18 protein-coding genes are annotated in these 20,775 nt (G+C 61.8%); 14 read left to right on the top strand and 4 right to left on the bottom strand.

From position 1 onward, the window contains the following. Positions 1 to 6: 6 nt before the first annotated feature. The 4 genes from uvsE to PQG80_RS14465 all read left to right on the top strand — a co-directional run bounded on the left by uvsE (position 7) and on the right by PQG80_RS14465 (position 3,466). Entirely contained in the window at positions 7 to 1,071 is a 1,065-nt protein-coding gene (gene uvsE, locus PQG80_RS14480) for a UV DNA damage repair endonuclease UvsE (protein ID WP_271752080.1), read from the top strand. 163 nt (positions 1,072 to 1,234) lie between these two features. Continuing rightward, on the top strand, positions 1,235 to 2,053 hold the full coding sequence (locus PQG80_RS14475; protein WP_271752079.1) for a sulfite exporter TauE/SafE family protein: 819 nt from the start codon (positions 1,235 to 1,237) through the stop codon (positions 2,051 to 2,053). 138 nt (positions 2,054 to 2,191) lie between these two features. Further along, the gene (locus tag PQG80_RS14470) at positions 2,192 to 3,028 is read left to right on the top strand and encodes an inositol monophosphatase family protein (protein ID WP_271752078.1); all 837 of its coding nucleotides are present in this window, start codon (positions 2,192 to 2,194) and stop codon (positions 3,026 to 3,028) included. 108 nt (positions 3,029 to 3,136) lie between these two features. After that, a complete protein-coding gene (locus PQG80_RS14465) occupies positions 3,137 to 3,466 on the top strand; it encodes a hypothetical protein (protein WP_334219821.1) in 330 nt (109 codons plus the stop codon). A 109-nt stretch (positions 3,467 to 3,575) separates the two neighbouring features. Here the strand turns inward: PQG80_RS14465 and PQG80_RS14460 are convergent, their stop codons facing one another. Together PQG80_RS14460 and PQG80_RS14455 are read right to left on the bottom strand one after the other, a co-directional pair. After that, positions 3,576 to 4,922, bottom strand: coding sequence for a glutamate-1-semialdehyde 2,1-aminomutase (locus tag PQG80_RS14460; protein WP_271752077.1), 1,347 nt, complete (start codon positions 4,920 to 4,922; stop codon positions 3,576 to 3,578). A gap of 119 nt (positions 4,923 to 5,041) precedes the next feature. Next, positions 5,042 to 6,061, bottom strand: a complete 1,020-nt coding sequence (locus tag PQG80_RS14455; RefSeq protein ID WP_271752076.1) for an LCP family protein — start codon at positions 6,059 to 6,061, stop codon at positions 5,042 to 5,044. Between the two features lie 113 nt (positions 6,062 to 6,174). Between PQG80_RS14455 and PQG80_RS14450 the strand changes: the two genes are divergently transcribed. From PQG80_RS14450 to PQG80_RS14440, 3 genes are read left to right on the top strand one after another with little or no spacing between them, the layout of a single operon-like run. Further along, the gene (locus tag PQG80_RS14450; protein WP_271752075.1) at positions 6,175 to 7,272 is read left to right on the top strand and encodes an ABC transporter ATP-binding protein; all 1,098 of its coding nucleotides are present in this window, start codon (positions 6,175 to 6,177) and stop codon (positions 7,270 to 7,272) included. Next, complete coding sequence (locus PQG80_RS14445; protein ID WP_271752074.1) at positions 7,269 to 8,063, top strand: ABC transporter permease; 795 nt, start codon at positions 7,269 to 7,271, stop codon at positions 8,061 to 8,063. The genes PQG80_RS14450 and PQG80_RS14445 overlap by 4 nt, the downstream gene beginning before the upstream one ends. Positions 8,064 to 8,070: 7 nt before the next feature. Continuing rightward, positions 8,071 to 8,874, top strand: a complete 804-nt coding sequence (locus PQG80_RS14440) for an ABC transporter permease (protein WP_271752073.1) — start codon at positions 8,071 to 8,073, stop codon at positions 8,872 to 8,874. Positions 8,875 to 9,419: 545 nt separating this feature from the next. Here the strand turns inward: PQG80_RS14440 and PQG80_RS14435 are convergent. Further along, positions 9,420 to 10,076, bottom strand: coding sequence for a DNA-binding response regulator (locus tag PQG80_RS14435; protein ID WP_271752072.1), 657 nt, complete (start codon positions 10,074 to 10,076; stop codon positions 9,420 to 9,422). Positions 10,077 to 10,279: 203 nt separating this feature from the next. Beyond that, on the bottom strand, positions 10,280 to 10,411 hold the full coding sequence (locus tag PQG80_RS14430; RefSeq protein WP_271752071.1) for a hypothetical protein: 132 nt from the start codon (positions 10,409 to 10,411) through the stop codon (positions 10,280 to 10,282). Between the two features lie 454 nt (positions 10,412 to 10,865). Here PQG80_RS14430 and PQG80_RS14425 point away from each other — a divergent pair, with 454 nt between their 5' ends. The 7 genes from PQG80_RS14425 (at position 10,866) to PQG80_RS14395 (ending at position 20,577) form a co-directional block, all read left to right on the top strand. Beyond that, positions 10,866 to 11,882: a LacI family DNA-binding transcriptional regulator gene (locus PQG80_RS14425; RefSeq protein ID WP_271752070.1), complete on the top strand. Its 1,017-nt coding sequence runs from the start codon at positions 10,866 to 10,868 to the stop codon at positions 11,880 to 11,882. Between the two features lie 20 nt (positions 11,883 to 11,902). Continuing rightward, entirely contained in the window at positions 11,903 to 12,775 is an 873-nt protein-coding gene (locus PQG80_RS14420) for a carbohydrate ABC transporter permease (RefSeq protein WP_271752069.1), read from the top strand. Between the two features lie 14 nt (positions 12,776 to 12,789). Continuing rightward, positions 12,790 to 13,617, top strand: a complete 828-nt coding sequence (locus tag PQG80_RS14415; RefSeq protein WP_271752068.1) for a carbohydrate ABC transporter permease — start codon at positions 12,790 to 12,792, stop codon at positions 13,615 to 13,617. Between the two features lie 166 nt (positions 13,618 to 13,783). Then, entirely contained in the window at positions 13,784 to 15,145 is a 1,362-nt protein-coding gene (locus PQG80_RS14410) for an ABC transporter substrate-binding protein (protein WP_271752067.1), read from the top strand. A 172-nt stretch (positions 15,146 to 15,317) separates the two neighbouring features. Next, positions 15,318 to 16,577: an amidohydrolase family protein gene (locus PQG80_RS14405; RefSeq protein ID WP_271752066.1), complete on the top strand. Its 1,260-nt coding sequence runs from the start codon at positions 15,318 to 15,320 to the stop codon at positions 16,575 to 16,577. A 73-nt stretch (positions 16,578 to 16,650) separates the two neighbouring features. Then, positions 16,651 to 18,141, top strand: a complete 1,491-nt coding sequence (locus tag PQG80_RS14400) for a sedoheptulokinase (RefSeq protein WP_271752065.1) — start codon at positions 16,651 to 16,653, stop codon at positions 18,139 to 18,141. Continuing rightward, positions 18,142 to 20,577, top strand: a complete 2,436-nt coding sequence (locus PQG80_RS14395; protein ID WP_271752064.1) for an alpha-mannosidase — start codon at positions 18,142 to 18,144, stop codon at positions 20,575 to 20,577. The last annotated feature ends 198 nt before the right edge of the window (positions 20,578 to 20,775 follow it).

Raw genomic sequence — 20,775 nt, 5'->3', positions numbered from 1 at the left:
GGTTCCGTGCTCGTCAGATTCGGATTTGTCGCGATGTCCGTTCTGCTGGAGAACGCATCCCCGTCGCGCACGATGACGTATACGAACTTCAGCAAGCTGACTGACCGCGAGGGCGCGCTGCTGCGGCTCGTTCGCATCGCGCAGGAGAACCTGCAGCATACGCAGCGGCTGCTCAGCCATTGCAAATATTCGGACATCCACCTCTATCGGCTGACGTCCAAGCTGATTCCGCTGGCGACGCACGACGCGCTGGCAGACTGGGACCCGTACGCGATGCTGGCGGACGATTTCGCCGCGGTCGGCGCTTACGTCCGCGAGTCCGGCATCCGGGTTTCGTTTCACCCGGACCACTTCACCGTCTTTAGCACGCCGCGGCCGGAGGTGCTGCGCAACTCGATCAAGGATCTGCGCCACCACGTGCGGATGTTCGAGTTGATGGGGCTGGACGAGCGGGCGACCTGCAACATCCACGTCGGGGGAACCTACGGCGACAAGGAGACGGCGGGACGCCGGTTTCTGTCGCAGTTCGGGGCGCTGGAGCCGCGCATCGTCCGGCGGATGACGCTCGAGAACGACGACAAGACGTTCACGGCCGCGGAGACGCTCGCGATCAGCCGGGAAGCGGGCGTCCCGATGGTGCTCGATATCCATCATCACGCCGTCAACAATCCGGCAGGCATCGCGCCCGAGTCGCTGTGGGACGGCATCCAACGCACATGGGCGGACTTCGGCTGGAACGGACTGCGCCGCGACGGGGCGGAAGGCGGAGCGGAGCTTCGCGGCGCATCGTCCGGGGGCGCATGGTCTGACGGCGTCCTGCCGCCGAAGATCCACGTATCGACGCCCAAGAGCGCGACCGATCCCCGCGGCCATGCCGATCATGTGGCTATGGAGCCGCTGCTTTCGTTTCTGCGGGCGATCGCCGGATCGACCCCTGCGGTCGACGTGATGATCGAGGCGAAGCGCAAGGACGAAGCGTTGTTCAGGCTCATGGACGACCTCCGGGCGGCTGCCGAGGCGGGGGCGGCCGATATCCGGATCATGGACGGGGCCAGCGTGGAGATCGGTTGAAGTGGAGATCGGTTGAATAGGAGGTGCCCGCCCGTAACGAAGTGAAGCGTTTACGTCATGGGCGGCGCATTTCCGCTTCTGTTGGCGGAGGCTTCGCTTCCCGTCCCGATGCAGGTATAATAAAGTGAATCATTCCATTACGAACCCATAGGGAGAATCGCAGTTGTCCACGGCCATACTCGTACTGATCGGCATCGTCGCCGCTTTGTTCGGCAGCATCGTGGGACTGGGCGGCGGTATCATTATCGTGCCGGCGCTCGTGCTTCTGGGGCCAAGTCTGCTCGGCCAAGACGTGTCGTCGCAGACGGCGGTCGGCACCTCGCTCGCCGTGCTTATCTTTACGGCCATGACGTCCACCTGGACGTATCGCAAGCAGGGCAAGGTCGACTTTCGCACCGGCTGGCTGTTCTTCGCCACCAGCGGTCCCGCGGCGATGATCGGCGCGCTGGTGACCGATGCTATCCCGCAGGGCCCGTTCCAGCTGGCCTTCGGCCTGTTCATGCTCGCGATGTTCGGCCTGATGATGGCCCGGGAGCGCATGAAGCCGCTGCGCATCGACTGGCCCATTAAGCGCTCGTTCGTCGACGGGGCCGGCGCCGTGCACCACTATGGCTACAATCTGCCGCTGGCGCTGTCGATCGGATTCGCCGTCGGACTGTGCTCGGGTCTGTTCGGGATCGGCGGCGGTTCCTTGTTCGTGCCGGTCATGGTCATCTTGTTCCGGTTCCCGCCGCATGTCGCCACGGCCAGCTCGATGTTCGTGATCTTCCTGTCCTCGATCCTCGGGAGCACCGTCCATCTGTGGCACGGCAACATCGACTGGCCCTTGTTTCTGGCGCTCGCGCCGGGCGCGCTGATCGGCGGCCAGGCGGGCGCCAAGATCGCCTCGAGGCTGTCGGGGCCCCAATTGATGTGGCTGCTGCGGGTTACGCTGCTGATCATGGCGGGTTACTTGATCTGGAAGGGCGCCCGCGAGATGTAGGAGCGCGCCTCTTCTATGCGGCGTCGGGGCCAAGCGCCGGAACGCCGCGACGCGAGGACGCGTATAACTAGAGAGATCAAGGGTAGACAAGCGGTATAGGGCAAATAGAATTTATAACGTTTAATGAGGGATGATTGCATGAGCGACAATCCGAATACGATCGGGGGCAAGAGCTTTACCGCCGTGGCGATCAATTGCGCGTCCAAGGCGGGCGAGTGGATCAAGAGCCGCATCGGGCAGTTCGCCGCGCCCGACCTTAAGTTTTCCAAGCACGATCTCGTCACCGAGGTGGACAAGGGCTCCGAACGCCTGATCCGCAACCTGCTGGCGACGCATTATCCGACGCATTCCTTTCTTGGCGAAGAGGGCGTGGAACCGGGCCCGGAGGCCTCCGCGCAGTCGATCGCCAAGATGGGCGGCAGCGAATATTTGTGGATCGTGGACCCCGTGGACGGCACGACCAATTACGTGCACGGGTTTCCGTTCTACTCCGTGTCGATCGCGCTGGCCTATCGCGGAGAAGTGATCGTGGGCGTCATTTATGATCCTTCGCGCGACGAGCTCTTCGTCGCCGAGAAGGGCAAGGGCGCCTACGTTCACGGCAAACGCATGCAAGTATCCGCCGAGCCCGCGCTCTCGCAGAGCCTGCTGGCGACCGGATTCCCGGCAGACCATATCGGCGCGCTGCCGCGGAATCTGCGGCAGACGCTCGCGCTGGCGCCGCAGGTGCGCAACATCCGCAGCTCCGGCTCTGCGGCGCTGCATATGGCCTACGTCGCCGCGGGCAGGCTCACCGGTTTCTGGGAGGTCGGACTGAGCGCATGGGATCTGGCAGCCGGCGCGCTGATGATCGCGGAGTCCGGGGGCGTCGTCACGGACCAGAACGGTCAGCCTTATTCGCTCGGCGTCCGCGACATAGCCGCGAGCAACGGCCCGATACACGACGAATTGTTGAAGGCGCTTGCGGATGCTTAAGCGGTGAGTGCGATCCTGCGTGCGGGGGATACATGCATTCGGTTCCGCTTGGGGTACATGAGAGTAGGCTGTACGGTTCATGCTACCTTTGAAAGGAGATCGGTATACATGAGCGACCACAAATCGGCGAGCCGATTCGACCAATCGCAGCGGCAGCCCGAGCTGTCCGATGCGCTCGCAGCACAAGGCGCGGAGGAATACGTAGACGACGAGGCGGCCTTCATGACCGGGGCGGAGGCGGAGCTCGTGCGGCAGCTGACCGAGGGAGAGCCCGCCGCAGGGGATCCCAACGAGGAAGCGCTCGCCCGGCTGTCGCCCAGGTGGGAGATCCGGATCCAGACCGAGCGCGATCCCGTCGCCGAAGAGACGGCGGCTTACCGCAAGCTCGCGAAGGAAGTCGACGGGCGTTACGACGCGGATCGCCAGTCAGAGCGATGACAAAAAAAGACGGCCGAATGGCCGTCTTTTTGTTTCTTAGCGCCAAATTCGCAGGGCCGCCAAGACGCGCGCGTCACGGCTCCGCTTCACGCACCGGAACCGCACATGACTATCGGATGGCCTTAAAACTCGCGTCCGCCGCCTCGAGCGTCCTGTCGATATCCGCGTCCGTATGCGAGGTCGTCAGGAACCAGGCCTCGTATTTGGACGGCGCGAGATAGATGCCGCGCGAGAGCATCTCGCGGAAGAACGCCGCGAAGCGTTCGCCGTCCGTATCCTGCGCCTCGTCGTAGTTCGTGACGGGGTGGTCGCAAAAGTGGGTCGAGATCGCGCCCGCGATGCGGTTCACCGTCAGCGGCACGCCATGGCGCGCCGCGGACTCGCGCAGGCCATCGGCCAGGCGAGCGCCCATCGCTTCCATGCGCGTATAGACGCCCGGCTCTCGCAGCACTTCCAGGCAGGCGATGCCCGCCGCGATGGAGGCGGGGTTGCCCGCCATCGTGCCCGCCTGGTAGGCGGGGCCGAGCGGCGCGACCTGCGCCATGATCTCGGCCCGGCCGCCGTAGGCGCCGATCGGCAGGCCGCCGCCGATGATCTTGCCCAGCGCCGTCAGGTCCGGCTCGATCGCGGCCAGATCCGGGAACGCCGCCGCATACGTCTGCGTCGTGCCATAGTGGAACCGGAACGCCGTGATGACCTCGTCGTAGATGACGAGCGCGCCGGCCGCACGGGCCATACGGCACACGTCCTCCAGGAAGCCGGGCTTCGGCATCACCATGCCGAAGTTGCCGACGATCGGCTCGATCATGACGGCCGCGACGTCGTCGCCCCATGCCTCGAGCGCGAGCCGCAGCCCCTCGGTGTCGTTGAACGGCACCGTGATTACTTCGCTCGCGATGCTGACCGGGATGCCGGCGCTGTCCGGAATGCCGAGCGTCGAAGGACCGGAGCCCGCCGCCACGAGCACGAGGTCCGAGTGCCCGTGATAGCAGCCGGCGAACTTGACGATCTTGTTGCGCCCGGTCGCCGCGCGCGCGACTCGGATGGTCGTCATAACTGCTTCGGTGCCGGAGTTGACGAAGCGCACCTTGTCCAGCGACGGGATCGCTTCCTTGAGCATGCGGGCGAGCGTGACCTCGCCTTCGGTCGGCGTGCCGTACAGCGTGCCGTTCTGCGCGGCGCGCACGATCGCCGCGGTGACGTGCGGATGCGCGTGGCCGGTGATGATCGGGCCGAACGCGGCCAGGTAATCGAGGTAGCGATTGCCGTCGACGTCCCAGAAGTACGCGCCTTCGGCGCGCTGCATGAAGACCGGAGCGCCGCCGCCGACGGCCTTGAAGGAGCGGGACGGGCTGTTGACGCCGCCGACGATATGCAGCTGCGCCTCCTCGTAGAGGCGCTCGGATACGGGTCTGGTGCTCGAGCTCGTATTTGCGTATTGATCATGTTTAGACATATAGAAGGTGCCTCCTGAGCGAGCGGGATCGTGGAGCGATGGGACTGCGGATTGTGGCGTATACCGAGCGAACGTGAAGAGACCGCCGTATCGGCGGTCCCCACTGGCGGACTTGCAGTTTAAGGCGTTGCGCTGGCGGAAGTTGACGCCGATCCGGACGGCGAGGGCGAAGCCGCGGACGAATCGGCGGCGAGCACCTCCTGGATATATTCGCGCAGCTCGTCCTCGTCGCGGATGCCGATCGTCGACCCGCCGATATTCTGCTCGACGAGCAGGTTCATCGGAGGCAGCTGCGCGGAGCCCGCTTGGTGCGATTTGTAGCCGAGGCTCGCGAGCTTCCACATGTCGTTGACCGACATGTTGGTCTCGATGTACGGCACGACCTTGTTGAGGATGGTAGGCAGCTTGATGAGATTCCAGCCGGACTGCAGCTTATCGGCGACCGCGCCGAGGAAGGCGCGCTGGCGCTCCGTCCGCGTATAGTCGCTAAGCCGGTCGTGACGGAACCGGACATACTGCAGCGCATGATCGCCGTCTAGGTGCTGCTGGCCCTTCTTCAGGTGGATGTCGAACATATGCTTATCCGCGGCAGACTCGTAGTCCATGTCCTTTTCCACATAGAAGTCCACGCCGCCGATCGCGTCCACCAGCTTGATGAAGCCCTGGAAGTCCGCGTACACGTAATACTGAATATCAAGGCCCGTCAACTCGGAGATCGTCTTCATCGACAGATTGGGACCGCCGATGGAGAGCGCGGCATTCAACCGGTCGGAGCCGTGCCCCGGAATCTTCACGTAGGTATCGCGCAGGATCGAGAAGAGGTGAACTCTCTTCGTCGTCGGGTCGAACGACGCGATGAGCATCGAGTCCGATCGCGGCGACTCTCCCTTGCCGAGGCCGCGGTTGTCCCCGCCCATGAGCAGGACGTTGACGCGCTCGGTGCCGGTCCATTCGGGCGGCTGCTCCTCCGGCTTCTCCGGCATGTTGCTGAAGATGGAGTCTTCTCTCGGTTTATCCAGCTGATCGAGCGCATGATAACCGCTGTATACGTACCAGGCGGCGTAAGCGATGACGATCACCAATATGGAGAGCCCCGTGTAGAGCGGCCATCTTCTTTTTTTCTGCGGCTTGCTGCGCATCCTCATGTTCCCTTCGTTTTACGTTAAGATGATTCTCCTGTAAGATATCTTATTGAATTATATAGTTCCCGCACGACTCGAATCAAGTTAAGTCGAATCCCGGAGGAATATGGATGTTAGCGATAGACGTGCATCATCTGCGCAAGCAGTTCAACGTACAGAAAAACCGCGAGGGCCTAGGCGGCGCGCTTCGCGACCTGTTCAAGCGCGAGTATACGGAAGTGACCGCGGTCAAGGACATCAGCTTCCAGATTCCGCAGGGCGAGATCTGCGGCTACATCGGCGAGAACGGCGCCGGCAAGTCGACGACGATCAAGATGCTGACCGGCATCCTCGTCCCCACGTCGGGGCATATCAAGGTCAACGGCTTCGTGCCGCATAAGGAAAGGGAAAAGTTCGTGCAGGGCATCGGCGTCGTGTTCGGCCAGCGCAGCCAGCTGTGGTGGGACATCGGCGTGATCGAGTCGTTCCGCCTGCTCCGCAAGGTGTACGGCGTCGGCGAAGCGGACTTCAAGCGGCTGCTCGACGAGCTGGTGGAGACCCTGTCCCTGGGCGAACTGCTGAACCGCCCGGTGCGCAAGCTCAGTCTGGGCCAGCGGATGCGCTGCGAGCTGGCGGCTGCGCTGCTCCACAATCCGTCGATTCTGTTCCTCGACGAACCGACGATCGGCCTCGACATCGTCGTGAAGACCGAGATCCGCGAGTTCCTGAAGCGCATCAACCGCGAGCGCGGCACGACGATCCTCCTCACGACGCACGACCTGCAGGACATCGAAGCGCTGTGCTCCCGCGTCATCATGCTGGACGACGGCCGGATCATCTACGACGGAGGGCTCGAGGAACTGAAGACGCGATGGGGCAAAGGCCGCGAGGTCGTCTTCACGTTCGGAGACGCCGTGCGGACGGACAGGCTGGCGGCGCTGACGGACGGCATGGACGTCAAGTGGAGCATGGACGACGCCTATACGGCGACGGTGTGGATCCCGCTCGAGATCAATGTGTCCGAGGTGCTGTCCCGCGTCGTCGGCACGATGGAGATCAGCGACATCAAGATCATCGAGACGAACACCGAGGAGATCGTGCGCGAGATCTACCGGACCGGCAGCGCGCAGACGCCCGCGGAGACGTTGGCAGCCGGCGCCGCCGCCGGAACGAGCGCAGATACCGACGGTACGCGGCCCACCGCACGGGCGGAGGCGAACCAGCCGTGAACGCCGCCTATTTCGAATTCGTCCGCATCCGCTTTTTGACGATGCTTGCTTACCGCGTTAATTATTATAGCGGTATCATTGTTTATGCCATTAATATCGGCGCGTACTACTTTTTGTGGAAAGCGATCTACGGCAGCGCCGAGACGCTGGCCGGATTCACGGTCGAGCAGATGACGACCTACGTGGCCGTGTCCTGGATGGCGCGCGCGTTTTACTTTAACAATCTGGACCGCGAGATCTCGAACGAGATCCGCGACGGCAGCGTGGCGGTGCAGATGACGCGGCCCATTAATTATCTGATGGTGAAAATGATGCAGGGCTTCGGCGAGGGCGTCTTCCGCATGCTGCTGTTCATGGTGCCGGGGATGATACTCGCGACGCTGCTGTTCCATGTCACGCTTCCGACGGATCCGATGCGCTGGATCGTGTTTTTCGTCATGATCTGGTTCAGCTTCCTGATCAATTCCCAGCTCAATATCCTGACCGGCCTGTTCGCCTTCTTCGTGGAAAACAACGAAGGGCTCATGCGCATGAAGCGGGTGCTCGTCGACCTGCTGTCCGGCGTCATCGTGCCGATCGCTTTTTTCCCGGCGTGGGGGAGGGCGGTCATGGACTGGCTGCCGTTCCAAGCGATCACGTACCTGCCGAGCTCGGTATTCACGGGCAGAACGACCGACGCCGAGACGTGGCACGCGCTGTGGATTCAGATAGGCTGGTTTGCGGTCCTCGTCGTGCCGATCTTGCTCATGTGGCGTTCGGCGCGCCGTCGGCTGTTCGTGCAGGGAGGTTGAGGAGAAGATGAGACTGTCCAGATTGGGCTATACGTTCGGACTGTTCAAAGAATATATCGCCAACTATGTGAAAGTGAAGCTGACCTACCGCGCCGATTTTTGGGTGGAGGTCGTGAGCGACCTGCTGTTCTCGCTGACGAATCTCGTATTCATCTTCATCGTATTCCAGCACACGCCGACGCTCGGCGACTGGAGCGAGTCGGAGGTCGTGTTCGTCTATGGCTACTACATGATCGCTCAGGGCGTATTCGGCGCCTTCACGAATCTGTGGAACTTCGGCGACCGCTATATCATCAAAGGCGAGATGGACCGCGTGCTGACGCGTCCCGCCCACTCGCTCGCGCAGGTCATGCTGGAAAACGTGGACCCGCCGTCGCTCGTCTCCTCGCTGGTCGGCCTCGGCATCATGGGCACCGCGTGGGCGAAGCTGGGGCTGACGTTCGACTGGTACGATCCGATCGTCCTCATCGTCATGGTGCTGGGCTCGGTGCTCATCTATACGGGCATCTACGTGTCGCTCGCCGCGATCTCGTTCTACTCCGACGCGCCGACGGGCATCATCCCGCTCATGTACAACATACAGAACTACGGCCGCTACCCGATCCAGATCTACAACCGGGGCATCCGCTTCCTGCTCACCTGGGTGCTGCCGTTCGCCTTCGTCGGCGTCTACCCGGCGATGTTCTTCCTCGAGGCGCACCGCGACGTCTTCATGGCGTGGATGACGCCGGTCGTCGGCCTGATCGCCGCAGGCATCAGCCTCGCCGTGTGGAATCGAGGCGTCACCAAATACAGGGGGGCAGGAAGCTAAGGCGCGCCTGGAATGGAAAAAGGTTCCGCATCGCACGCTTGATCGCCTTCGCTGGGGCGGATAGCGGAATAAATATCCGCTACCGGCATTCAAGTCCCGCACGCTTGCACAATTACGGAAAAAAGTTCCGTTATCGCAGCATAATCGTCGTTGCTGGGCGAATAGCGGAATAAATATCCGCTATCGGCATCCAAGCCGCGCACTCTCATACAATAACGGAAAAAAGTTCCGCTATCGCAGCATGATCGCCGTTGCTGGGGCGGATAGCGGAATAAATATCCGCTATCGGCATTCAAGCCGCTCACTCTCACACAATAACGGAAAAAAGTTCCGAGATCGCAGCTTGATCGCCGTTGCTGGGGCGGATAGCGGAATAAATTTCCGCTATCGGCATTCAAGCCGCGCATTCTCACACAATAACGGAAAGAAGTTCCGTTATCGCAGCTTGATCGCCGTTGCTGGGCGAATAGCGGAATAAATATCCGCTATCGGCAGCTGTCGCAGCTCGATCGCCGTTGAATGCGTTCGCGGATACGGGAACGCAACTAAAAAGCGCGTTTTCCAAGACGGTAAGCTCTTGCGCGTTGAATGCCGGCGCACTTTTCAAGCCAGCCGCTGTCGGCCAACTCGCGTAGCAGCATTCGCGCATGCCGATCGCTGACTCCCAGCAGTTCACAAACGTCACCTGGCTTGAAAGGTTGCTGGAGCTTGTTGGCGAACCGCACGATTTCCCTGTGCTTAAGCGGCAGCGTGATCTCCTTGGCGCCGCCGAGGTCACCATATAGCCTGCCTAGCGTATGCAATATGAATTGTTGGCACTTGCGCGGCCGCTCTCGTATGGTATCTAACGGAATGCGAAATACGGTCCAGCCGTCCAACACCAGCTGATTTTGTCGATCGCGCTCATATTCGAACGTGCGTCGGCTAGCATGTTGGCCGTGCGTGCTGAAGTCATCGATCTCCCAGGCAATCTTGTACGGAGATCTGAGATATGCGTGATCGACGAAAAAAGAACTTTCACCGAATCCGGGCACTTCATACTCGGCATGCAGAAATTCCAGATGGCCCACCGCGCTCAGCCAGATCCCTTTTACAAATAGAGACTCATTGTGCGCGTGGCCCTCCAGCAACCTGCGGAGCGATTCTCCTTTGCGGCCTCGCCGCTGTTGTTCCAGCCAGGTTTCATACATTTCCTCGAACATGATGCTTCCTCCTTAAGGGCAATAAAAAACACCGCCGTCTCCGAAGGGAGAGGCGGTGTGCTTCACGCGCGTGTTTATTAGTTTTACTATACCCGGGAGACGCAGCGCTGGCAAGACCGATATAAAGGCTATTGACATGCAATGTTTCATTTTGTATGATTGCCATGTAAATATTCAAATCGATTTTTTGGGAACGTTCCCAATCAGGCGAAGTCCCGATGATGCATCAGAGCTATCAGATCCATCAGATCCATCAGATCCATCAGATCCATCAGATCCATCAGATCCATCAGATCCATCAGATCCATCAGATCCATCAGATCCATCAGATCCATTTCATCTGGCCCTCATGCCAACCCGACTTACAGTAGCAACTATTCGGCAACCGTATTACCGCAATCGTAATACCGCAATCGTATTATTCGGTAGCCATTTGGAAACGGTCACATGAAAAGGCTCTCTTTTTTTCAGCTAAAATTGGAACGTTCCCAAAATGTTTGTAAGCGTATTTTTTCTTGCGTCGTGTTGGTTGAGGTCTAGAAAGGGGCCGTTCGCTAAGGAGCGAGGCAGCGATCGTCCGGCGGTTCGATTCTTCGAGAGAAGTGAGTTAACGCGCCGTGGAGCGGCAAGAGAAAGTTCAGAGCGTTAAAGATCGTTATAAACGGTATCGCGAGTCCAAGCGTCGTGTTAAAATGGGAACGTTCCCGAAAATGTGAAACCGCGCCGTGCCTTCGTTAAGCCGCCGCAAACTGCCGGGACCTAAACCATTCAAGGAAAGCAGGACGAAACATGGGACCTACCATTCACGACGTCGCCAGGCTGGCCAACACGTCCAAGAGCACGGTATCGCGATATCTCAACGGGCAGAAGGTCAAGCGCGCCACGCAAGAGGCGTTGGACCGGGCGATCGAGGAGCTTAACTTTCACCGCAACGCCAACGCAAGAAGGCTGGTCATGGACAAGACGAATACGATCGGCGTCGTCGTCGACAATATCTCTAACGTGTTCTACTCGGGCATCATACGGGGGATCGAGATCGTCGCCGGCCGCAGGGGCTTTAACTGCATCTTCTACAGCTGGACGTCGAACTACGGCAGCGAGCGGGAGTTCTTGTCGCTGTTGTACGAGGGACAGGTCGACGGGCTGATCCTCGTCAGCTTCCAGAAACGGACCGCGGAGGACTTGGCCGTGTTCCGGGACTCGGAGTATCCGGTGGCGCTCGTCGGCGACCATGGCGAGATGGAGGGGCTGATGTCGGTCGACGTCGACAACGCCGCCGGTCTCGAGGAGATCGTGCGCTACCTGCACGGCCTCGGACACCGGGAGATTGCCTACATCGCGGGCCCGCCGCATGCCGGAGCGAGCAAGTACCGGCTCAAGGGCTTCCGGCAATCGATGGAGGCGCTCGGCCTGACCGAGAACCCGGCCTGGATCGCGGAGTCCGACTGGAGCAACCAGGGCGGATACGAAGCGATGCGCCGGCTGCTCAAGGCGGGCGGCTTCACCGCCGTCGTCGCCTCGAACGACGAGACGGCGATCGGCGCGCTGCGGGCCATCCAGGAGCAAGGCCTCAGCGTGCCGTCGCGGCTCTCGCTCGTCGGCTTCGACGATATCTCGATCTCGGAGTGGGTGTTCCCGTCGCTCACGACCGTGCGGCAGCCGTTCCAGGAGATCGGCATGCTCGCGGCCGAGGGGCTGTTCCGCCGGATCGAGGGGGAAGACGAACGTATAGACAGCCGCTCCTACAGCCTGCTGAAGCCGCATCTGATCGTACGCGATTCCTGCGACAGACCGACTTCCATCTGATTAAAAGAGGGTTGATGCGCATGAACACGAAAATCAACAAGTCCTTCTACGGTTATATTTTCATCGCGCCGTTCTTCATCGGCTTCCTGCTCGTCGGCCTCGCGCCGATCCTGTATACCTTTTATCTCAGCCTGACCAAGTGGGACGGCTTCAGCGATCCGGTATACGTCGGCGCCGCCAACTATACTCGGCTGATCCACGACAGCTTTTTCTTCCAGACGATCGGCAGCACGCTGATCATCTGGATCATGTCGATCGTGCCGCAGATCATTCTCGCGCTAGGGCTCGCGCTGATCCTGAACGAGCGGTTCATCCGGGGCAAGCACTTTTTCCGGGCCGTATTCTACTTCCCGCATATCGTCACGCCGGTCACGCTCGGCGTCCTGTTCAGCCTCATGTTCGACTGGCAGACGGGCAGCATCAACAAGGCGCTCATGAATATCGGCCTCATCAACGACCCGGTGAACTGGTTCAACAATCCGTGGTGGTCCCGAATCATCGTCGCCGGCGTCATCTGCTGGCAATACTTCGGCTTCAACCTCATTATCTTCATCGCCGGTCTCCAGGGCATCTCCAAGGAAGTCTACGAGGCCGCCGAGGTGGACGGAGCGACCAAGCCGGTCATCATCCGCCAGATTATACTTCCGCTGCTGCGTCCGGTCATGCTGTTCACCTTCATTACCTCGGTCATCGGCGGCCTGCAGCTGTTCGATGCGCCGCTCATGCTGGGAGACGGACCGGGGAACTCGACGCGGACGATGATTATGTACCTGTATGAGACCGCATTCAAGAACTTCGATTACAGCTACGGCTCCGCCGTCGCCTACGGCATTTTCGTCGTCGTCATGTTCTTCACCGCGGTAACTACGCTGGCCACGAGAACGAAGGAATAGGAGGCGCCTCGCTTATGAGATCCGGATATACCCACACCAAAGCCATGCTGTATCTCTTGCTGGCTGCCGTCACGTTCATTTGTCTCGTTCCCTTTTACAGCATGCTGATCACGTCGACCCACGCGAACTCGGATATCGCGAGCAAGCTTCTTCTCTGGCCCGGTACGGAGCTGGCTAACAATTACGACCGGCTCGTCGGTTCCGTCAACATCTGGCGCGGCTTCGCGAACACGGTGTTCATCGCGGTCACGGGGACGCTCCTTAACGTCTACTTCGCGGCGCTGGCCGGCTTCGGCTTTTCCAAGTACCGCTTCCGCTACCGGGGTTTCCTGTTCCTGTTCGTGCTCGGCACGATGATGATCCCCGGGCAGCTCGGCATCATCGGTTTCTACAAGGTCATGAGCATGCTGCAGTTGACCGACACGTACTGGCCGCTGCTGCTCCAATCGCTGTACAACGCGTTCGGCATCTTCCTGATGCGACAGTTCGCGGACGCCTCGATCCCCGACGAGATCATCGAATCCGGGCGGATCGACGGGTGCGGAGAGTTCCGCATCTTCCACCGCATCGTGCTGCCGCTCATGGGGCCGGCGATCGCGACGCTCGCCATCTTCTCCTTCATCGGCAAATGGAACGACTTCCTGACTCCGATGATCATCCTGTTCGACAACGACAAGCAGACGCTTCCCGTCATGATCGCCAGCGTCAAGTCGGCGTTCTCCTCCGACTTCGGCGCCCAGTACGTCGGCATCGCCATCTCGGTCATTCCGCTGCTCGTGTTCTTCGCCTTCATGTCCAAGCAGATCATCAGCGGCGTGGCGGCCGGCGCGGTCAAGGGCTGATCAGCGGCTGAATACCGGCAATGTCAATGGCAGAAGCTCCGCGAAAGAGGTGATGCGGGTCCATAGGGACTGAGGCGAGTTGTGTAAGCGCAGTCAACGGCAGCAAGCAACGCGCAGTACGGCAAGGCCAAGCTTTTTCACTAACGATCTTAAAGGGGCGATTGCTTTGAAAAGAAAATCATGGCTTCCCGTATCGCTGGCGCTCATTCTCATCCTGACGCTGCTGTCCGCATGCGGCGGCAACAACGGCAACAATGCATCCCCATCGTCTTCGGCATCGGCATCCCAGTCGGCTTCCGACCCCGCCTCGCCTTCGGCATCCTCTTCGGCCCCGGCCTCTGAATCCGAGGCGCCTAGCGCGCTCTCCGGCAAGCTCGTCATCTGGACGTTCTTCGACCAGGTGAACGACATGGCGGCCAAGTTCATGGAAAAGAACCCGGGCGTACAGGTTGAGGTCAAAATGTTCCCCGGCGACCAATATCAAACGAAGCTGCTGACGGCGCTGCAGAGCGGCAAGGACCTGCCGGATATCTTCGACCTGGAGCGCGGCTACATCGGCAAGTTCATCGACTCCAAGTTCCTGGCCGACCTGTCCGGGATGGGCGCGGAAGACCTCGTCAAGGACTACGTGCCTTACGTGCAAGGCCTCGGACGTTCCTCCGACGGCAAGCTGAAGGCGGTCTCCGACCACTCCTCCCCGGGCGGCTTCTGGTACCTGAAGGATACGGCCAAGCAATATCTGGGTACCGACGACGCTGCAGAGATCGGCGCGATGGTGAGCGACTGGGATAAGCTGATCGAGACCGGCAAGAAGGTATATGAGCAAAGCGGCGGCAAGGTTCACCTGATCGAGAACGCGGGCGACCTGTTCGACATTATGGCGTACAACACCGAACCGTGGGTCAAGGACGGCGCGTTGGTCATCGATCCGAAGTGGAAAGAAACCTATGAGACGCAGCAAAAGATCCGCGATAACAACGTCGACGCCAAGCTGGAATTCATGTCGGCAGGCTGGGGCACGGCGCTGAACAGCGGCACGGTCGTGCTGACGTCGATGCCCGCATGGGCCGGCTTCATGATCGACAACAAGGACGACAAGGCTGTCGGCAAGTTCGGCGTCGCGCCGACGCCGCTCGGCTTCTACACCGGCGGCACGTACCGCGGCATCTACGACAAGTCGCCGAACAAAGAGCTTGCCTATGAATTCATCAAGTATATCGCCAGCTCCGAATGGCAGACGTACAACCTCGGCAAGACGGGCAACATGCCTGGACTCGCTACGGTTTATCAAGACAACATGGATTCGTTCAAGTCGAGCTTCTTCGGCGACCAGAACGTCCTGAAGCCTTACTACGATACCGTCACGAAGCTGCCGGCGCTGTCCGCCGACAAGTACGGCGAGGACATCCTGAGCCTGTGGCGCAAGACGGCGGGCCAAGGCATCGCCAACAAGACCGATTACGACAAAGTCGTGGCGAGCTTCAAGAAGGAAGTTAAAAACGCCTTCCCAGACCTGAAGGTCGACTGAGGTTAAGGTTTGAAAGAGCGGCAGTAGGAGGGACGGCCGATCGTTGCGGCTTAAGCCGCTGCGCGGCGCCGGGCCGGCGACAAAGCGGGAACGTTCCCGCGAACCGCCGGCCAGGCGCCGGACGGACGCCCCCCATACGCCGCACGGGCTAGCGGAAGGAGAGACAGAAGAGATGCAAACCATACACGATCACATCCGGCAGCTCCGAATTATCGACGCGCACGAACACTTGGCGACGCCAGAGATTCGCCGCAGGGAGAATCACGACTTGTTCTCGCTGCTGCACTATCTGGAATCAGACCTGATCACCGCCGGCATGAAACGCGGCGCGCTCGACCGGCGTCTGGGCTTGTCCGACCAAGAACGGGCCTCGATCTTTCTCAAGTACTGGCAACGCACGTCCAACACCACATACGCCCGCATGTTCAAGCAGGCGATGGAAGAGCTTCACGGCCTCCGGGAATGGAACGCGGACGGCATCCTGCAAGCCAATGCGAGCGTGCTCGCGGCCAGCGCGAATCCGGGCTGGTACGACGAGGTGCTCGGCGAGCGGTCGGGCATCGACCTGGCCTTCACGCTCATCCAGACGACGGATCTCGGCTATGACCGGTTCCGCCCGATCATGTTCCTCGATTTTACATTCCGATTGCATACGACGGAGGACCTCCTCGCGGTCTGGCGCGCGATGGACAAGGACGCGGTCGCGCGTTCGTTCCGCGCATACCTGGACGCGACGGACGGCCTGCTGCAACGATACAAGCAAGAAGGCATGGTCGCGACCAAGCTGGGTCACGCTTACTGGAGGACCCTGGCCTGCGGCAGTCCGACGCTCAGCGATGCCGAGCGCGTGTACGATCGCCTGCTGAGCGGCGCCGAGATGACGGGGAGCGAGCTGCGGCCGCTGCAGGACTATATCATCCGGCATGTCATCGAGCGGTCGACCGCGATCGGCCTGCCCGTGCAGATCCATACCGGCCACCACGAGACGAGCGTATCGGGCGACGGCAACATCATCGGGCGATCCAACGCCGAGCACCTCGTGCCTTTGCTGCTGGATTACCCGGACGCGCGCTTCGTGCTGCTGCACGCCGGTTTTCCTTATCACCAAGTCTACCTTAGCATGGTCAAAAATTTCCCGAACGCGTACATGGACTTCACGTGGATCTACATCATCACGCCGACCGCGGCCAAGCAGACGCTGCATCAGGCGATCGAGATGGTGCCGGCGAGCAAGATCCAGGGCTTCGGCGGCGACTACAATCATATCGAAGGCACCTACGCCCACCTGAAGCTGGCGAGGCGCATCGTGGCCGAGACGCTCAGCGAAAAGGTAGAGGCCGGGGCGTTGACCGAGGCGGAGGCGATCGGCTTCGCGGACCGCATCTTCCGCGGGAACGTAATCGAGCTGTACGGGCTGGAAGGGCTGGACTAAAGCGGTGCCGAGAATGAGCGGTGCAGCTCTGAATAACGTTGCTTGAGAACGAGCTGCCAAATGGAGGATGTCTATGCCAGAAAATGCGGAGAACGCTGCGCAGAAAGCGAAAGTGCACGAGGCGCAAAAGCCATACGTAATCGGCCTCGATATCGGCACGACCTCGCTCTGCGCGACCGCGGTCGATACGCGGGACGGCAGCGCGGCGCGCACGATCGTCCGGATGAATCCGGCGGCGCTGCCCGCTGCGGCGCCGGACGAGCGGACCCAGGATCCGGACCGGATCGTGGATGAGCTGGTCGAGATGATCGAGGCGTGGCGCGACCTGCTGCCCGAGACGGCGGCGATCGGGATCTCCGCGCAGATGCACGGCATCCTCTATGTGGACGATCGCGGAAGGGCTGTCAGTCCGCTCTATACATGGCAGGACGGACGGGGCGAGCGTCAGGTCGCGGAGCAGGAGCAGGAGCAAGATGCGCCTGGAGCGACGACCTATCGGCAGCGGCTCGAGGCGCTCAGCGGGTATCCCGTTCCGTCAGGCTACGGCTTGCTGACGCACGACGTGCTTCGCCGGACAGGCGGCGTCCCCGCGGCGGCCGCCAAGCTGTGCACCGTCGGCGACTACGCCGCGATGCGTCTTGCAGGCAGGGCGGCGCCGCTCATCGACGCCACGCAGGCGGCGAGCCTGGGCTTGTTCGATGTCCGCAGCCGATCGTTCGACACGGCTGCGGCCGCGCGCGCCGGCATCGACGCTGCGCTGCTGCCGGAACTGGCCGTACCGTCCGGCGCACGCGTCGGCACGACGCCGGGCGGCATTCCGGTCGCCGCCGCCATCGGCGACAACCAGGCGAGCTATCTCGGGGCGGCGCCGGCGCTCGCGGGCTGCCTGCTCCTCAACGTGGGGACGGGCGCGCAGCTGTCGCTCTATTCGCCGGAGCCGGTCCGGCCCGCGTCCGGTCTCGAGCTGCGGCCATTTCCAGGCGGCGGCTGGCTGCTGGCGGGCGCGTCGCTCGGCGGCGGCAAGTCCTACGCGCTGCTCGCCGGGCTCTACCGCGAGATCGCGGAGACGCTCGGCGGCGGCGAGGGCGGCGTGTCGGACGAGCGGCTATACGCCGCGATGAACCGCTGGGCGCTGGCGGCGCTCGATGAGGGGCGCGCGCTGCCGCGCGTCGACGCCGCGTTTTTCGGGACGCGCGCCGAGCCGGACCGCACGGCCACGGTCGCCGGGCTCACGCCGGCGACGCTGACGCCGCAGGCGCTGACCGCCGGCATGCTGGCGGGCGTCGCGGACGAGCTGGCCGCGTTTGCCGCGCAGCTGCCGCCGTGCCTGCGGGTCGGGGTGCGCCGCTATGTCGGCGCGGGCAACGGCATCCGCCGCAACCCGGCGCTGCGCCGGCTGCTGGAGGAGCGCCTCGGCGCGCCGCTCGAGCTCGCCGAGGCGCGGGAGGAAGCCGCCTTCGGCGCAGCCGTGCACGCTGCGGTATGCGCGGGCATTTTCACAGACTACGACGAGGCGCTGGACCGCATAGGCGGCGCCCGCCTGACGGAAGGGGATATCGTTTAAATGAAGCACAGAAAACTATACATGATCGGCAACGCCCACCTGGACCCGGTATGGCTGTGGCAATGGCAGGAGGGCTTCCAGGAGGTCAAGGCGACGTTCCGCTCGGCGCTCGACCGGATGAACGAGTACGACGACTTCGTCTTCACGTCCAGCTCGGCCGCCATGTACGAATGGGTGGAGAATAACGCGCCGGACATGTTCGAGGAGATCCGCAAGCGGGTCGCCGAAGGGCGCTGGAATATCGTCGGCGGCTGGTGGATTCAGCCCGACTGCAACATCCCGAGCGGGGAGTCGTTCGTGCGGCAGGGTCTGTACGGACAGCGCTACTTTATGGAGAAGTTCGGCGTGACGGCGAAGGTCGGTTACAACGTCGACAGTTTCGGCCACAACGGCATGCTTCCGCAGATTCTGAAAAAGAGCGGCATGGACTACTACGTCATGATGCGGCCGATGCCAAACGAGAAGGGGCTCCCGAGCCGGCTGTTCTGGTGGCAGTCGGACGACGGCTCCAAGGTGCTGACGTTCCGCATCATGTTCGAGTACCTGTCTTGGGGCAAGGAGCTGAGCGGTCACGTGCGACGCGCGCTCGGCGAGTTCAAGGAGCCCCTGAACGACCTGCTGTTCTTCTACGGCGTCGGCAACCACGGCGGCGGCCCGACCAAGGAGAATATCGAGAGCATCCGCGCGCTGAACGAAGACCCGGAGCTGCCGAAACTCGTCTTCGCGACGCCCGACCAATATTTCTCCGACATGGAGGCGTCCGGGCTGTCGTTTCCGGTCGTCCATGATGATCTTCAGCACCATGCGAGCGGCTGCTACAGCGCGCACTCCGGCATCAAGCAGTGGAACCGCCAGGCAGAGAACCGTCTCGCCGCCGCGGAGAAGTATTCGGCGCTCGCCTCCTGGATTACGGGGCAGCCTTATCCGCTCGAAGCGTTCGGCCGCGCGTGGAAAAACGTACTTTTTAACCAATTCCACGACATTCTCGCGGGCACGAGCCTCGAGGCCGCCTACGACGATGCGCGCTATCTGTTCGGCGAAGCGATGGCGATCGCGGACCGCGCGCTGAACGACGCGGTGCAGTCGATCTCCTGGCGCGTCGGCATCGGTCAGGACGAGGGGATGAAGCCGATCGTTGTCTTCAATCCGCATGCCTGGGCGAGCAAAGTCAATGTGGAGCTCGAGGTCGGGGGCATCGGGCCGCAAACCATGCTGACGGACGACAACGATACGCCGGTGCCGTTCCAGACGGTGCAGTCGCAGGCGACCTCCGGCGGGCGCTATCGCCTGAGCTTCATGGCGGAGCTGCCGCCGCTGGGCTACCGCACCTACAAGCTGGTCGCGGCGTCCGAGTCGCTCAAGGCCGTCGGCGCGCCGATCGCGGCGAGCAACCTGGTGCTCGAGAACGGCCGCTTCCGGCTCGAGTTCGACCGCGACTCCGGCGCGATCAAAAGTCTGCGGGACAAGAAGGCGGAGCACGACGTATTCGCCGGGCAGGCCGCCCGCGCGGTCGTCATCGACGACAAGTCGGATACGTGGAGCCACGACGTGCTTCATTTTAACAAGGTCGCCGGGGAATTTAAGGCGGTTAAGGTATCTCGCATCGAGCACGGGCCGGTCAAATCGGTGATTCGCGTCGTGAGCCGTTACGGCGATTCGAAGCTGGTGCAGGACTTCGCGATGTACGCGGACCGCGAGCTGATCGACGTCAGCGTGACCGTGGATTGGCGCGAGAAGTTTAAGATGCTTAAGCTTGTCTTCCCGATCAACGTCATCTTCAGCAAGCATACGTACGAAGTCCCTTACGGCACGATCCAGCGCGAGCACAACGGCGAAGAGGAGCCGGGACAGAGCTGGGTCGACTACACGGGGCTGACGCGCCAGACGAACAAGATCTACGGCGTGAGCCTGCTGAACGACGCCAAGTACAGTTACAGCATCTCGGGCAAGGAGCTCGCGCTCACCGTGCTGCGCAGCCCGATCTACGCGCATCACGATCCGAAGGTGCCGGAGCCGGACGGCGAGTATTCGTTCATCGACCAGGGCATCCAGCGGTTCAACTACTCGCTGCTGCCGCACGAGGGCGGCTGGGAAGAGGCCGGCACCGCGCATCGCGCGGCCGAGCTGAACTGCCGGCCGACGGCGGTCATCGAGACGTATCACGAGGGCGATCTGCCGCTGGCCGATTCCTACGTGGAGTCGTCCGCGGACAACGTCATCGTTAGCGCCGTCAAGATCGCGGAGGAAGGCAGCGGCGATCTGATCGTCCGCGCCTACGAGACCGAAGGGCGCCGCACGCAGGCGGAGATCGCGCTGCCTCGATTCGGGCGCACGATCCGGGCCGAGTTCGGGCCGAGCGAGATCAAGACGTTCCGCGTGCCGCGGGACGGGGAGCTGCGGGCGGTGGAGACGGATCTGCTGGAGCGGGACGTTTGATTTGATGCGGGAAAAGGCGCCGGTAAGCGGGGCCGGCGGGTGCGATAGCGGAAAAAGTTCCGCTACGGCGTCGGCGAGCGGGGCCGGCGGGTGTGATAGCGGAAAAAAGTTCCGCTAGGTGCTGGTGAGCGAGGCTGGCGAGGTGCGATAGCGGAAAAAAGATTCGCTATGGCCTCGGCGAGCGGGGCTGGCGGATGC

The organism is Cohnella rhizoplanae (genome assembly GCF_948329515.1).
In the GTDB taxonomy this organism is placed as follows: Bacteria; Bacillota; Bacilli; order Paenibacillales; family Paenibacillaceae; genus Cohnella; species Cohnella rhizoplanae.
The sequence above is the reverse complement of the archived record's forward strand: the minus strand, read 5'-3'. Positions and strand labels throughout refer to the sequence as shown.